Source organism: Methylovulum sp., assembly GCF_028687615.1.
In the GTDB taxonomy this organism is placed as follows: Bacteria; Pseudomonadota; Gammaproteobacteria; order Methylococcales; family Methylomonadaceae; genus Methylovulum.
This window is the reverse complement of the sequence record NZ_JAQTZU010000008.1, coordinates 74,956-89,798: the sequence shown is the minus strand read 5'-3', so window position 1 is coordinate 89,798 and position 14,843 is coordinate 74,956. Positions and strand designations below refer to the sequence as shown.

The 14,843-nt window shown below is 50.6% G+C and carries 11 protein-coding genes; 8 read left to right on the top strand and 3 right to left on the bottom strand.

Annotated elements, in window-relative coordinates:
• Positions 1-4: 4 nt before the first annotated feature.
• The 7 genes from PHH59_RS06610 (at position 5) to PHH59_RS06580 (ending at position 8,213) form a co-directional block, all read left to right on the top strand.
• On the top strand, positions 5-682 hold the full coding sequence (locus PHH59_RS06610) for a DUF2760 domain-containing protein (protein ID WP_300013070.1): 678 nt from the start codon (positions 5-7) through the stop codon (positions 680-682).
• Positions 679-2,736 (top strand): Hsp70 family protein, encoded by a 2,058-nt coding sequence (locus PHH59_RS06605; RefSeq protein WP_300013067.1) that lies wholly within the window; start codon positions 679-681, stop codon positions 2,734-2,736. Before PHH59_RS06610 ends, PHH59_RS06605 begins: the two co-directional genes overlap by 4 nt.
• A 225-nt stretch (positions 2,737-2,961) precedes the next feature.
• The gene (gene ssb / locus PHH59_RS06600; RefSeq protein ID WP_300013064.1) at positions 2,962-3,456 is read left to right on the top strand and encodes a single-stranded DNA-binding protein; all 495 of its coding nucleotides are present in this window, start codon (positions 2,962-2,964) and stop codon (positions 3,454-3,456) included.
• 141 nt (positions 3,457-3,597) lie between these two features.
• Complete coding sequence (locus PHH59_RS06595; RefSeq protein WP_300013061.1) at positions 3,598-4,509, top strand: hypothetical protein; 912 nt, start codon at positions 3,598-3,600, stop codon at positions 4,507-4,509.
• A gap of 146 nt (positions 4,510-4,655) precedes the next feature.
• The gene (prmB, locus tag PHH59_RS06590; protein WP_300013058.1) at positions 4,656-5,588 is read left to right on the top strand and encodes a 50S ribosomal protein L3 N(5)-glutamine methyltransferase; all 933 of its coding nucleotides are present in this window, start codon (positions 4,656-4,658) and stop codon (positions 5,586-5,588) included.
• 1 nt (position 5,589) lies between these two features.
• Positions 5,590-6,678: a chorismate synthase gene (gene aroC / locus PHH59_RS06585; protein ID WP_300013055.1), complete on the top strand. Its 1,089-nt coding sequence runs from the start codon at positions 5,590-5,592 to the stop codon at positions 6,676-6,678.
• Positions 6,679-6,899: 221 nt separating this feature from the next.
• Positions 6,900-8,213 carry an FAD-dependent oxidoreductase gene (locus PHH59_RS06580; RefSeq protein WP_300013052.1) on the top strand — a complete coding sequence of 438 codons (1,314 nt, stop codon included), beginning with the start codon at positions 6,900-6,902 and terminating at the stop codon, positions 8,211-8,213.
• Positions 8,214-8,291: 78 nt separating this feature from the next.
• Here PHH59_RS06580 and PHH59_RS06575 read toward each other — a convergent pair whose 3' ends face one another.
• A complete protein-coding gene (locus PHH59_RS06575; protein ID WP_300013049.1) occupies positions 8,292-11,987 on the bottom strand; it encodes a glycosyltransferase in 3,696 nt (1,231 codons plus the stop codon).
• Positions 11,988-12,300: 313 nt separating this feature from the next.
• Between PHH59_RS06575 and PHH59_RS06570 the strand changes: the two genes are divergently transcribed.
• Entirely contained in the window at positions 12,301-12,561 is a 261-nt protein-coding gene (locus PHH59_RS06570; protein ID WP_300013047.1) for a hypothetical protein, read from the top strand.
• A 27-nt stretch (positions 12,562-12,588) separates the two neighbouring features.
• Here PHH59_RS06570 and metF read toward each other — a convergent pair whose 3' ends face one another.
• Positions 12,589-13,449, bottom strand: coding sequence for a methylenetetrahydrofolate reductase [NAD(P)H] (gene metF, locus PHH59_RS06565; protein ID WP_300013044.1), 861 nt, complete (start codon positions 13,447-13,449; stop codon positions 12,589-12,591).
• An 86-nt stretch (positions 13,450-13,535) separates the two neighbouring features.
• Positions 13,536-14,828 (bottom strand): adenosylhomocysteinase, encoded by a 1,293-nt coding sequence (ahcY, locus tag PHH59_RS06560; RefSeq protein ID WP_300013041.1) that lies wholly within the window; start codon positions 14,826-14,828, stop codon positions 13,536-13,538.
• Positions 14,829-14,843 lie beyond the last annotated feature (15 nt).

Genomic DNA, 14,843 nt, shown 5'->3' with positions numbered 1-14,843 from the left:
AGCCATGAATACACAATACACCATAGATTTGACCCTGCAACCGACAACTTTCGACATCTGGCATGTGGGTCTCGCCGGTGCGGTTGTGCTGTTATCGCTCATGCTCGTCATCATTCTTCTGGTTATGGTCATTAGCCTCTCACGCCGCCGGAAACCAACAGCAGAACCCACGATCATCCAGCAAGCGGCTGAACCGATTGTTAAAGTTGTCGAGGTGGAAAAATTAGTAGAAGTTGAAAAAATAGTGGAGGTTGAAAAAATCGTCCACGCCCCCGCACCGGAACCCGTGATTTTAAAAGAAGCAACGCCCGATGCCGCCCTGCAATTGCTGGGGTTATTGCAAAAAGAAGCGCGTTTCCTCGACTTTATCAAAGAAAACATCACCACCTACAGCGATGCCGATATTGGCATTGCCGCACGCGTGGTCCATGAAGGCTGCAATAAAGCCATTAATGAACACTTCACGCTGGCTCCAGTACGCCAGGAACAAGAAGGCGGCAAAATCACGATACAGCCAGGATTTGACGCCGGTTCTGTGCGCTTGACCGGCAATATTGTCGGCAAAGCACCGTTCACGGGTACGCTGATCCATAAAGGCTGGCAAGTCACCAACATCCGTTTGCCCAAATTGACGCAAGGCTACAATGCAGCCATCGTCGCTGCCGCCGAGGTGGAACTATGAGTTTGTTTGACCATATTAAAAAAATTCAGGAAAACCTTCAGGAAACCAAGCCGGAAGCAACGCCTGTTATCACCGCACCTGCCGCTGAACCGGAAACACCCGCCCCCAGCCAATCTGAAAACAGCCAGCCGGAAACGCCACAAACTTCTGTCCAGCCCACCGAATCTGCGCCCGCATTTGCCGACCCTATTATTGAGCCAGTGCAAACCCAAGCAAATTCAGATGGACAACACTTTGCCGTCGGCATCGACTTGGGCACGACACACTGCGTATTGTCATATTCTGCTATTGGTCTTGCCGATGACGAGTTCTCCCAGCAAGTCATGGCAATCCCGCAATTGACTGCGCCAGGCATGGTCGAAGACAACTATCAACTGCCATCTTTTTTGTACCAGGCCCATGAAGCCGAATTGGCGGAAGGTTCCACCGCGTTGCCTTGGACAGCCAAACCGGATTTTTTGGTCGGGGAAATCGCCCGCAATCTGGGCAGCAAAACCCCGATCCGTCTGGTCGCCAGCGCCAAAAGCTGGCTCTGCCATGCCGGAGTCGATTGCAAAGCCCCCATCTTACCTGCCGACTCTCCTGAGGAAGTCACCCGCGTTTCGCCTTTCCAAGCCAGCGTCGCTTATTTGCAGCATCTGCGTGACGCTTGGCAACACCTGCATCCCAATGCACCGTTATCGGAGCAGGATTTGGTCATCACCGTACCCGCGTCATTTGATCCGGCGGCGCGTGAGTTGACCGTCGAAGCCGCCCGCACCGTGGGTTTACACCAAGCCATCCTGCTGGAAGAACCGCAAGCGGCGGTCTATAGCTGGATAGAAAAAAGCCAGGGCGACTGGCGTAAACAAGTCAACTGCGGCGACATTATCCTGATCGTCGATATTGGCGGCGGCACGACTGACTTGTCGCTCATCGCCGTTACCCAGCAAGACGGTAATTTGGAATTGACCCGCGTCGCCGTCGGCGACCATATCCTGCTCGGCGGTGACAATATGGACTTGGCCTTGGCGTACACCGTCAAAGCCAAATTGGAAAAAGACGGGCAACGCCTACAACCCTGGCAAATCCAAGCCTTGACGCACGGTTGCCGCGATGCCAAAGAAAAATTGTTCACCGACAACAGCACCGACACCATCCCCTTGGTCGTCGCCAACCGTGGCTCCTCACTCATCGGCGGCACCTTACGCACCGAACTCACCCGTGAAGAAGTCAACCGTGTGCTGGTCGAAGGCTTTTTGCCCACCGTCGCCATCAGCGACCGTCCGGTCAGCCGCACCCGCGCGGGTTTAAGGACTGCCGGCCTGCCCTATGCGCAAGATGCGGGCATCACCCGCCATCTGGCGGCATTCTTGTCCAAACAGCAATATGCCACTAGCGACTTGCCCGATGTCAATCTACCGGAACACGCGACTTTCCTGCATCCTTCCGCCGTGCTGTTCAACGGCGGCGTGTTGAAAGCCAACGCCCTCGCCGAACGTTTGATGCAGATACTCAATTCCTGGCTCATCGCCGAACAAGCCCCCGAAGCCCGTTTGCTCGCGGGTGCGGATCTCGACCTCGCCGTCGCCCGAGGCGCGGCCTATTATGGCTTTGTCCGCAAAGGGCGCGGTGTGCGTATTAAAGGCGGCACGGCGGCGTCTTATTATGTCGGCATAGAAAGCGCAATGCCTGCCGTACCCGGTTTGCCACCCGAACTGGAAGCCTTGTGCATCGCGCCGTTCGGCATGGAAGAAGGCACCCAAGCAGAATTGCCCGACGATGAATTCGGCCTGGTTATCGGCGAACCCGTACGCTTCCGCTTTTTCGCTTCAAATAGCCGCCGTGAAGATCCGGTCGGAACCCGTTTGGATTACTGGAGCGATGATGAGCTATCAGAATTGGCGGAAATCGAAATCACCTTGCCAGAAGCGGGCCGACGGCCCGGCGAAGTCATCCCCGTGCATTTATGCGCCGCCGTCACCGAAGTCGGTACGCTGGAACTGCACGCGGTATCGCAAAAAGATGATGGTCGCTGGAAAATTGAGTTTGATGTCCGCGCCGGAGAAAATTAGGCTTTCGGTTGGAATCTTGAGCTTAGACATCAGATACCATCCACGAAAGGCACGAAAAATAGATGGGCGAAATAAATTACGGCGAGCTTATCAAAACCTAAAGCTGGGAAGACCTGGTTTATCAATAACCTTCTTCTATCTTCGTGTCCTTTGTGGTGTTAAATTTTCCTATAAATCCCAATGCCACACATAGTATTTTGAAATGGCAGACAGATTGGAGTAATCATGCTAAATAAAGTCATGTTAATCGGACGCTTGGGTGCTGACCCTGAAATCCGCTATATGCCATCGGGCGGGGCGGTGACCACGATCCGGCTGGCAACTAGCCGCCGCTGGAAAGACAAACAAACAGGCGATAACCGCGAAGAAACCGAATGGCATCGGGTGGTGTTTTTTGCGCGTTTGGCGGAAATTGCCGGTGAATATCTAAAAAAAGGCAGCCAGCTTTACGTTGAAGGACGCATCCGCACCCAAAAATGGCAGGGCCAGGATGGGCAAGACCGTTACACCACCGAAATTGTCGCCGAAGAGATGCACATGCTGGGCAGCCGTAGCGGCGGCACGGGCGATTTTGGCGCCGATCCTCAAACAGCACCAAGTACAAGGCCCGCTTACCAAGCCAACCCGTCCGCACCACGGCCTGCCCCGCAACCTGGCAGCGCAGCCATGCCGCCTGCACCACCGACTTATGATGACTTTGATGATGACATCCCTTTTTGATCCGCAATCAAAGATTGTTTTACCAAGCTGGTAGAAAAGCAATAAGCTCTTTATAATCGGGATACTTTTATTCACCGTATCAAACACCCGCTTTCGCCTAACGTTGTTACGGGGGTCAGATCGTCTGGATGCAGCCACTACATGCTAACTCAACGACTTTTTTTCATTTGTTCACTGTCAGTTTTCGTCTCGGCTTGTACCCAAGATTTGCTCCATCTCCGGGAACCCGCGCCTGTTTATGAAAACCCTCCCGTTGTTTATCAGGATATTCCAGCAGCCGAGCCTAACCCGGAACCGGTTGCCGAAAATCCCGACACCAACGTCGAAACCAAGCCGATTGAAGAAACCGGAGCCATCTCTGCGCCGATAGAATTAAAACCTGAGCCATTACCTGATGAACCGGCACGGGATCTACTAACCCCTGAACAGGAAAAGGAACTGGCGGATTTAGAAAATACTGCGACGACTGATTTGAGCAACACCTCCACACCTACTCAACCAGAAGAACCTGGAAAAACAACACCTGCAACAACCGCCCCCCCGGAACCCTCGGCAACAGCCTTAGCACCTGACGGACAAGGAACACCACCAACACAGCCCTCTTCCACGTCGGGACAAAACACCACCACCACACTGACACCCTCTATTCCGTCGCCAGTGGTTGAAACTCCGCCACCGCCCCCTCCACCGCCGCCGCCACCTCCATTTGAGCCTTTACAGACTTTCGCGCCCTTATCGCCCGTGGTCGACACCTTGGTGTTAGCCGCCAATAAAAGCACCGACAAGGGCAATGTTGAATCAGCGTCGATGACTATCGAGCGGGCGCTCAGGATTGAACCCAAAAATCCGACATTATTCTATAAGCTGGCGCTCTTGCGTTTGAAGCAATCCAAGCCTAAGTTGGCAGAAGAAATGGCTAAAAAATCACTCCAATTGGCGGCTAACGACAAGCAACTCAAAAAACATAGCTGGTTGCTCATTGCCCGCGCAAGGGATATGCAGAACGATCCTGAAGGGGCTAAAGAAGCACGGAAAAAAGCGGAAAAGTTTTGATCCATTCCTGGTAATTGGACAGAACGAGGGACTATGGAAGCATCCTTGGGATTTTGTAAACTTTACGCCGCCCTGAAATTCAATAAAACCCATTCCGGCATTTTCTTTATTTATACCAATAACTTACCCACCCAACACCTGACATTATGCAAACACCCCCTTCAGAAGTCTTGACCACCCTGGCCACCCTACGTGACTATATCCGCTGGGCAGCCAGCCGCTTTACTGAAAACCAAATCAGTTTTGGACACGGCACTGTCGCCGCCCTTGACGAAGCCGCCGCGTTGGTCTTGCACACCGTTTATCAGCCATACAACCTCGCCGATGCTTATCTGGACACCGTCTTGACTTTGGACGAACGCCAAAAAATCATTGAAATTGTTAGCCGCCGCATTAACGAGCGCCTCCCGGCCGCTTATCTGACGCACGAAGCCATTTTTGCCGGTTTGTCTTTTTATGTCGATGAGCGCGTCCTTGTTCCCAGATCACCTATCGCCGAACTGATCGAACAACGTTTTTCGCCCTGGGTGGATGAAAATCAAGTCATGAACATTTTGGATTTATGCACCGGCAGCGGCTGTATCGCCATTGCCTGTGCTTATGCCTTCCCGGAAGCCTATGTCGATGCCGTGGATTTATCCTCAGACGCGCTCGCCGTTGCAGACAAAAACGTCAAGCAACATAAGCTGACTGAAGCGGTAAGCTTGTACGAGTCCGATTTATTTGAAGAACTGCCCGAAACCCGCTACGACATCATCGTCAGCAACCCGCCGTATGTGAGCTTGGACGAATGGCAAGAGCTGCCCGCTGAATTCCATGCCGAACCGGAACTGGGCCTGAAAGCAGGCGAAACAGGCTTGGACATCGTTATCCGCATCCTCGCCGATGCCGACAACTACCTGACTGACACCGGAATTTTAGTCGTCGAAGTCGGTAGCAGCGCCACAACCTTGCAAGACAGATTCCCCGAAGTGCCATTCTACTGGCTGGATTTTGAACGTGGCGGCGACGGCGTATTTTTGCTCACCGCCGAGCAAGTCAACTTTTATCACCAACAATTCTTAAAAGCGTTGCCATAACATGTCTGGAAATACCATAGGAAAATTATTTACTGTCACGAGCTTTGGCGAAAGCCACGGCCCAGCCATCGGTTGCATCGTTGATGGTTGCCCTCCGGGCATGGCCTTGTGCGAGGCGGATTTACAATTCGACTTGGATAGACGCAAACCCGGCACATCCCGCCACACCACACAACGCCGCGAAGCCGACGAAGTAAAAATATTGTCCGGCGTGTTTGAAGGCAAAACCACCGGCACCCCGATTGGCTTGTTAATCGAAAACACCGACCAACGTTCAAAAGATTACGGCAAAATCGCCGAAACCTTCCGCCCAGGCCACGCCGATTACACTTACCAGCAAAAATATGGCTTCCGTGATTATCGCGGCGGCGGCAGGTCATCGGCGAGGGAAACCGCGATGCGCGTAGCGGCGGGAGCGATTGCCAAAAAATATTTGTTTGAACAGGAAGGGATGTTGATCCGGGGCTATTTGTCGCAACTGGGACCGATCAAAATCGACAAACTGGATTGGGCCGTCATCGACAGCAACCCGTTTTTCTGCCCAGATAGTGATAAAGTTGCGGAAATGGAAAACTACATGGATGCCCTGCGCAAAGAAGGCGAATCCATAGGCGCGAGGATTGAAGTTATCGCCAGCAACGTACCGCCAGGCTTGGGCGAGCCGATTTTTGACCGCTTGGATGCAGAATTGGCCTATGCCTTGATGGGCGTCAACGCCGTTAAAGGCGTGGAAATCGGCGACGGCTTTGGCTGCATCGAAGCGAAAGGCACCCAATTCCGCGACGAAATCACACCGGAAGGATTTTTAAGCAACCACGCAGGCGGCATTTTAGGCGGTATTTCCAGCGGTCAGGACATCCGCGCCAGTATCGCCCTAAAACCCACGTCCAGCCTACGCTTGCCAGGCCGCACCATCAACACCCACGGCGAGGCCACCGAAGTCATCACCGAAGGCCGCCACGACCCCTGCGTCGGCATCCGCGCCACGCCAATAGCCGAAGCGATGGTGGCGATAGTGTTGATGGATCATTATTTACGCCATCGGGCGCAGAATTTGGGGGTGGATTCAGGATTAGGCATTTTGCGGTGACTTAGCTAATGCGGTGACTTAGCTAATAACGTAAAAACCTGCAAACAACACTGAATACGCATTCGCAAACCCTTGCAAAACTACCGTACATTTAAACCCCTGCCATTCCGATAGAAATCTTCCTAATTCAATCATCGGAAATGCAGGGAAGCATCTCCGCTTTCAAAACAAGGGGTTATAGGCCATAATTCATACTCCCTTGCATTTTCTGGTAACCCATAATGTCAAAAGTTATTTTAGTCGGTTTAGGTGTCAGCGGTTTGGCTTGTGCAATGGAATTGCAGCAACAGGGCATTGTTTTCACGGCATTTGAAAAAGAGCTTGTACCCGGTGGGCTTACCCGAAGTGAGCGTATGGATGGCTTTACTTTTGATTATGGGCCACATGTCATTTTAGACACGCCAAAACTGTTTGACCGGCTTAGCCTTGATCTTGAAGGCTGTGCTTGCCAATCGACCATTTTTCTTGAAACATCTAAAGTATTGAACATTCCCGCACCGATTCAGCATCATCTGCATCACCTAACCTTAAAACAGAAGATACAGATTTTTTCAGATATTCTGCACCGCAATGCCACGCGGTCTCCGCCCAAACCCAACAATTTTCAGGAGCATATCCTGTCCCAATCAGGGAAAACACTGTTTGAATTGTTTTTCCAAGGTTATGAAACCAAACGCATGCGTTTCCCGTTGACCGGTATTGATGGCAGTATGCCTAACCGTATCCAGCCGCCCGCCTTGGCCCAGTTGTTTGGCGTTAGTAAAGTGACCACACAATCAGCGTGTGGCGGTCATGATGCCCGTTTCAAGTATCCACATGCAGGTGGCATCGACAACCTGCCTAAAGCCATGATGGCCACTTTACCCAATGACCAGCTTCACTTCGGACAGGTTTTATCAGCAATTGATCTGGAGAAAAAACAGGTGACGTTTGCCAACCATCACCAGGCGTTTTTTGAGCATCTGGTGCTCTCCTTGCCGTTGCCGGAAATCATTTTGTTGATAAAAAATGTCCCTACAGCAATCACTGAGGCTGCGGAACAATTGGTTTATAGCTCGCTGTATATTTTAAATTTAGGGATAGACCAGCCCTTATCACCGGCCTGGGCTATTGGGCGCATTCCCAGGCAAGACACGGACTTTTACCGTGTCTCCATCCCGACGCATTACTCAAAAGCTTGTGCACCGTGTGGTTCGGACAGTTTGACGGTGGAAGTCGCCCATCATGAACAACGCTACCCGCTTTCAGGGCAAGAAGTCCGCCAGCGGATTTATGCCGGCCTGAAACGACTGGGTATTCTGGGCAGCCAAGATCCTGTCGCGGTTGAATGGCTGCACAATGTCCGTTACGGGCATATCATTTATAACCATAAAACACGCGCGGCCCTTGAGCTGATTTTTGCTTACCTGAATAAAAATGGCGTGTACGGTTGTGGCAAATACGGGGAATGGCGGGATATGTTAATGAGCCATTCCATGCAAAGTGGCATTGATACCGCCCAGCGGGTTATTTCAGCAACAGCCGCTGAACAATAAACGGTGTAAAAACCCAAGTTGGTACGCCAAAAATCGGGTTCTGACCCATTTCCAAATGTGCCCCCCGTTTTCGCGTTCCTAAGCCCCCGCCAAAATCTCCTTATACAAGGCCACACATTCTGCAACCTGTTCGGCAACTGTCCGCACGGATTTTTGCGGGCATTGCACCAGAAACCGCTCAGGATCGGCGTCTATTTCCAGCAATGCCGCTTGTAAGGCCGAAGCGTCATCCACCGGAACCACCCGGCCATTAACACCGTCTTCGACACAATCGCCAACCGCCCCCCTATCGGAAGCGATGACCCACACTCCCGCATAAGCCGCTTCGCGGGTGACCAGACCATAGGATTCAGGCCATATCGAAGGGGCGACCAGCACATCCATTGCCGCATACATGGCATTGATCCCGGACTGTTTATACTTCGCGCGAAAAATGACCGGCGTGCTTCCCCACTGTCTGTGATAGACCTGGCCTGATTCAAGGCTGTGGTCAATGATATGGACTTCAATATGCTTGAGGTCGGTTTGCACCACGGCTTCCCGAAACAAATCGAAACCCTTGTGATAACTGGCCCCGCCAATGTGGGCCACGCGCACTTTCGGTGCTGTTGGGGGTGTCGATGGAATGCGCGGCAACACCGGAAATAAGGCCAAACCGTTTTCATTGGTCTGGGTTTGGGTGATGCCGGCATCGACATAAATATCGCGGAACTTGTCGGATACCGCCAACACCGCCCTGGCACTATTTAAAAGGGCATATAAAGGTTGTTGCCTGGCAAACGTGTCTATCTCTGAAAACGCCTGACGGGTGTTAATTAATTCGTTCTCCTCGGTAATCAGAAACAGGTATTTTGATAACCACCAACCATCATGCAAGGTAATAAGATAAGGGATTTTCAGTGCCAGCGCGGCATCGACCACCGATCCGGTCAAGATGGGCAGGGCATGGAAATGGATGAGGTCAAAGCCATATTTGCCATAGAACTCCACACAAAAGGCATAAACAGCTTCATCGTGAATATCCGACCAATCGCGCAAGGGGACATTCAGGCGCGTCACCAAAGCCGGGCCATACAAAAACTGCTCAATTGAATAAGGCTCGAAGTGTTCGGAGTCGAGCTGGCTGGTCAGCACATACACATCGTAATCGTCGCCATACGCTTCCACCAACATCCGCACATGGGATTCAAACACCCGTGTTGCCCCGCCCACCGCTTGCGGCGTGAACCACACATTGACATACAACAAGCGGGATTTTTGACGCTTTGACCGAGTTGGTGGTGTTGGCTCGGAATAAGCCGACAAAGTGCGCTGGAGAATGTTGGCCCCCACACCAGGATTATAGTGTTCCTGGGCATATTGCCGGGCGTTTTCGCCAATGCGCTGGCGCAATTCGACCGATTCAACCAGCCTTGTCAGTTGTTGCACCCATTCTTCGGTAGTGGCGGCGAACAACACCTCCCTTTCGGCTTGCACGACTTTCCGATAGGTTCCGGTAGGGGTGACAATGCTGGGAATACCAAAAACCGCCGCTTCCAGCCATTTGATCTCACTTTTGCAATCGGTGAACGGGTCTTGTTCCAATACGGCAATGTTAATGTCAGCATGGCTGAGTTGTTTTAAATAGTAATCACGGTTTGAGGTCGGTTCGCGAAATTCAATCCTATCGGCATAAGACTCCAATTCGGCGGGCAGTTGGAAATAGCCAAAGGCTGTAAATTTAACCGCCGGAAAACGCTCCAAGATAAGCACTAAAGCCGGCCCAAACACTTCATAAATGACCTGTTTATGCGCTTTGGTCGCACTGCCGTAAAAAAGCTCGATGGTTTTCGTTTCCTTTTCGGCTTTATACCATTGCCTTGCCACCAAATGCAGGCTGGGAGTCAGCAAATTGGGATGCACCGCCACCGCTTTATCCGGCCCGACAACATCAGTGATACGTTCTGCCAAAGGTTGTGTCGAACAAGTGATAGCGTCGGCGAGATGCAGGGCAGATTCAAAAAACGGATTGTCCATGACCAAATGGGTATGGAATTCCTCATCAATCGTACCCGCATAGGATTCTAGCGGGGCGGGGAAATACCGCTCGTCAAACAAATAATCGTCAATATCATAAATGACCGGGAGTTGCAGTTGATGGGCATAAGCCACCAGCTTGAAAATGGTGTACACAGCGGGTACACGGCAAATATAAAGGGCATCGGTAAAAGCCATATCGCGTTTCCACGCTTCATCGTCCAGGGTATTAATGTCCCTGTATGCTGTTTGGTAGCCCAAGGTATGGGCCTGGTCCATTTTTTGTTGCACCCGATATTGATAACATTGCCACAAGTCTTTCGAGCCAATAAACAGGACATGTCCGAAGCGGCGCTTTGCAGGTTTACTAGCCGCCGACCCTTGATAACAGCCTTGTCCCGCCAAGGTTTGGACGGCATCTATCGCGGCAAGCAAGGCCGCTAAATCTTCCCGTCTTTCCTGCAAAGCCGTAGCAATATCGCCAGCCTTTGCCATCGCCTCCGTGTGCCCCACACTGCTTTGGAAAAATTGCCGTAAAAAATTATCGGCAAGATATTGAAGTTTGCCACCACGATGTGGATCAAGCTGGAAGCTTCTAAAAATCATCGCCAAAATACGCGGCATTGATTGGCGGATTAAGTTGACGCGACCTTCACACAGTATGGTTTGCAATGCCGCCGTTTCTTGATAAACAAAAGCAGATTCTGAATGGTTTTTGATAGCCGCTGCAAAATCCTGCATGGCCTCATAATTCCTACCTAAGAAGCGGTTGATTTTGCCACACTGTTCCAGCAGCGCAAGGTCATTGGAATACGCGTTATTACGGCGTATGAAATCTAATACATTCGCAGCGAATGGAAAATCTTGGTAAAGGCTGGCAAGGGCGATCCCCAGCAAATATAAAAAACGAAAAGATAATTGGCTGAGCAAAATCGTGTCATTTAACAACATTAAATGGCAATCGCGGTAGCCCCAAACAATGGCATCACACATAGTCCCGCTATAAACAGACAGCGATAGTTTGCGCTGACTGTGCAATTCGCTAAACAGTGCGGTTTCCAGTAATTGCAGTTCATCCGAAGCCAAGGAAGCAGTTGCCTGGCTTGAAATGGCGCGTATTAAAATTAGCTCAAACGCAGGATGTCCCAAGCAACAACGCGCCTGGATCAAATCCAAGGCCAGATGCGCTTGTAACCATTGGTAATGCCCAAGCCGCAAAAGATTTCGGCAAAATCCCAGTAAGCAAATATAAACCCGTTCCTCCCCGAGCACGGCATCACAATTTGACAAGGGATTGAGCAATTCCAGCAAGGCGAATTTTTGTTCATCGAGCGTCAAATCCTCACGTCCAGGGTCAAGCGCAAACCAGTACAACTGCCGGGCCAAGGTTTCCGTTAATGGCAGTGGGCTATTAGTGAGTTCATGCCGTTGTTCCGCATCAAAAAAAGCCTGTACCTTACTGCCCGGCTTTAGCTGTTTAAGAACGGGCATAGGAATTTGTTTAAACTCAAAAGCACAGGTACCGTCAGTTTTTCCGGCAGCATAAAGGTCATCCCGCATCAAGCCCGCTATGGTCTTGCCAATCGCAATATCATCCACTGTCAAATACACGTCTATTCGCCGTAGCGAATCAGATAAAGAATACGCCCAACCGTACAACTCTCCGGTCGCTAATACACCATCCAAACAACCTTCCAAATCATGGGATGCTGTAGTCTCTTGCAGTGTGCGTTTATCAGAATGACCAGGAATTACCATAACCTACCTTTATAATTATCGATTGCAGAACGGCGACAAACGCTGTCGCTTAGTTTTTTTTACCTTTATACACGCTCTCGCCCCTACAGAAAAAGGTGTTAGCGTTTGGAGATACTCTGAATAATCGTTTTTGCAGTTGTTTTGCGGGATGGACTAAACTGATGATGTTGGCGACATTCAGTATGTCTGAAAAACAATCAACCTAGGTGCAGGCGGGGTTACACCACCCGTGCCCTTGCCTTTCCAAAGGACAGAGGAATGGGTCGATAGCGGGATAGTCACGCCAAAATTCTATTTGGAGTTTTATGACGCCTTGTCGAAATTGATAGCCCGTGAATATCTGCCTTATACGCCAGCCACCATGACAAATACGCTTAAAGTCCCAAAAACTCCGGAAATAAAAGTCGATCAAAACAAGCAAGCAGTCAATCTCTTCCCACCTAAACAGGCCCTTAAGGATAACGGTACGCTAAGATCTATCGATGCTGATCTTTTCAATCTTGAAGGCTCAATCGATGCCCCGCAAAAACCAACCAAAGCAGCTTCCCAAAAAGAAAACCCGCTGGGAAAATAAGCGGCCCGAAGTCACAGGATGGCGCAATCAAAGCGTAAGATTATCCAAAATTGCCAATGTAGGTGTGGCTTGGTTCATTGTGTAAAAATGTAATCCAGGCGCACCATGATCCAGCAATCTTTGGCAAAGGCTGGTCACCAGCTCCAAACCAAAAGCTTGTACCGCTTCACGGTCATCACCGTAACCTTCCAGACGTTTTCTCATCCAGCGCGGAATATCGGCCCCGCACATTTCCGAGAAGCGGAATAATTGCGCGTATTGGGTGATTGGCATGATGCCTGGGACTACCGGAATATCGACGCCATTTTTTTCGCATTTATCGACAAAATAAAAATACGCTTCGGCATTGTAAAAATACTGAGTGATCGCAGCGTTGGCACCGGCATCAACTTTACGTTTGAAGTTTTTAAAATCGTCGTTGGCATTGGCTGCCTGGGGATGGACTTCAGGATAAGCTGCGACGTGAATATCAAAATGACCGCCCGTTTCTTGACGGATAAACGCCACCAATTCATTAGCGTAGCGGAATTCACCTGCGGACATCATGCCGGAGGGTATATCGCCCCTCAACGCCACGATTTTACTAATGCCATTGTCCCGATAGTCGTTAAGAATCGCCCGGATATTGGCTTTGGTTGATGCCACACAAGATAAATGTGGCGCGGCGGCTATACCTTTGGACTGAATATCAACGACGGTGTCGAAGGTCTTGTCCCGTGTAGAACCACCCGCACCAAAGGTCACAGAGAAAAAATCGGGCTTGAGTTTAGCCAGTTGGCTATGGACAGTTTGCAAACCCACCACACCCTCTTCGGTCTTGGGCGGATAAAATTCAAAACTGAACATTTGTGTATGGTTTTTTTGTGTATGGGTTTTTTGTGTTTGCATTTGCTATGCCTCTATTGGGTTAGGCAAGCCTAACCCAATAGTTATCGTCCAATATGTCGGGCCACTTAGGTAACCCGACCCACATTCTAATAGCGGTAATGATCGGCTTTATAAGGCCCTTCAACCGGAACATTGATGTACTTGGCTTGTGCTTCGGTCAATACCGTCAAATTCACGCCCAGTTGTTGCAGATGTGATCTGGCGACTTTTTCATCGAGTTTTTTAGGCAAGATGTAGACTTGATTTTCATATTGCTCGGCATGTTGCCAAAGTTCAATTTGCGCCAAGACTTGGTTGCAGAATGAGTTGGACATGACAAAACTGGGATGTCCGGTCGCACAACCTAAGTTGACCAAACGGCCTTCAGCAAGAATGATCAAACGTTTGCCATCAGGGAAAATGACATGGTCAACTTGTGGCTTGATGTTTTCCCAAGTGTATTGACGCAAGGCGGAAATTTCGATTTCGGAATCAAAATGACCGATGTTGCAAACGATGGCTTGGTCACGCATCGCTATCATGTGTTCATGACGGATGATGTGGTAGTTGCCGGTAGCGGTGACAAAGATATTGGCAATCGGTGCCGCATCTTCCATCGTTACCACACGGTAGCCTTCCATTGCTGCTTGTAATGCACAAATCGGGTCAATTTCAGTGATCCAGACCGTTGCACCTAAGCCGCGCAAGGATTGGGCGCAACCTTTGCCGACATCGCCATAACCGCAAACCACAGCAATTTTGCCTGCGATCATCACGTCAGTGGCACGTTTGATACCGTCCACCAAAGATTCGCGGCAACCGTACAAATTGTCAAATTTGGATTTGGTAACCGAGTCATTGACGTTGAACGCGGGGACTTTTAACGTGCCTTTGGTGACGCGTTCGTACAAGCGCAATACACCAGTGGTGGTTTCTTCCGACAAACCTTTGACATCCGCCATCAGTTCAGGGAAATGATCGTGCATCATGTTGGTGAGGTCGCCGCCGTCATCCAAAATCATGTTGGGACGCCAGCCGTTCGGGCCAACGATGGTTTGTTCGATACACCAATCAGCTTCGGCTTCAGTCTCGCCTTTCCACGCGAATACAGGGATGCCAGCCGCAGCCATTGCCGCCGCAGCGTGGTCTTGGGTAGAGAAAATATTGCACGATGACCAGCGCACTTCTGCACCCAAAGTGGTCAACGTTTCCATCAACACGGCTGTTTGGATGGTCATATGCAAACAGCCCGCGATGCGTGCACCTTTTAATGGTTGCGCCGCGCCAAATTCTGTACGCAAGGCCATCAAGCCCGGCATTTCAGTTTCGGCGATGTTAATTTCTTTCCGACCCCAGTCTGCCAGGGCCATATCCGCTACTTTGTAATCGTGTTCGCTCATTTTTATCGTTTCCAG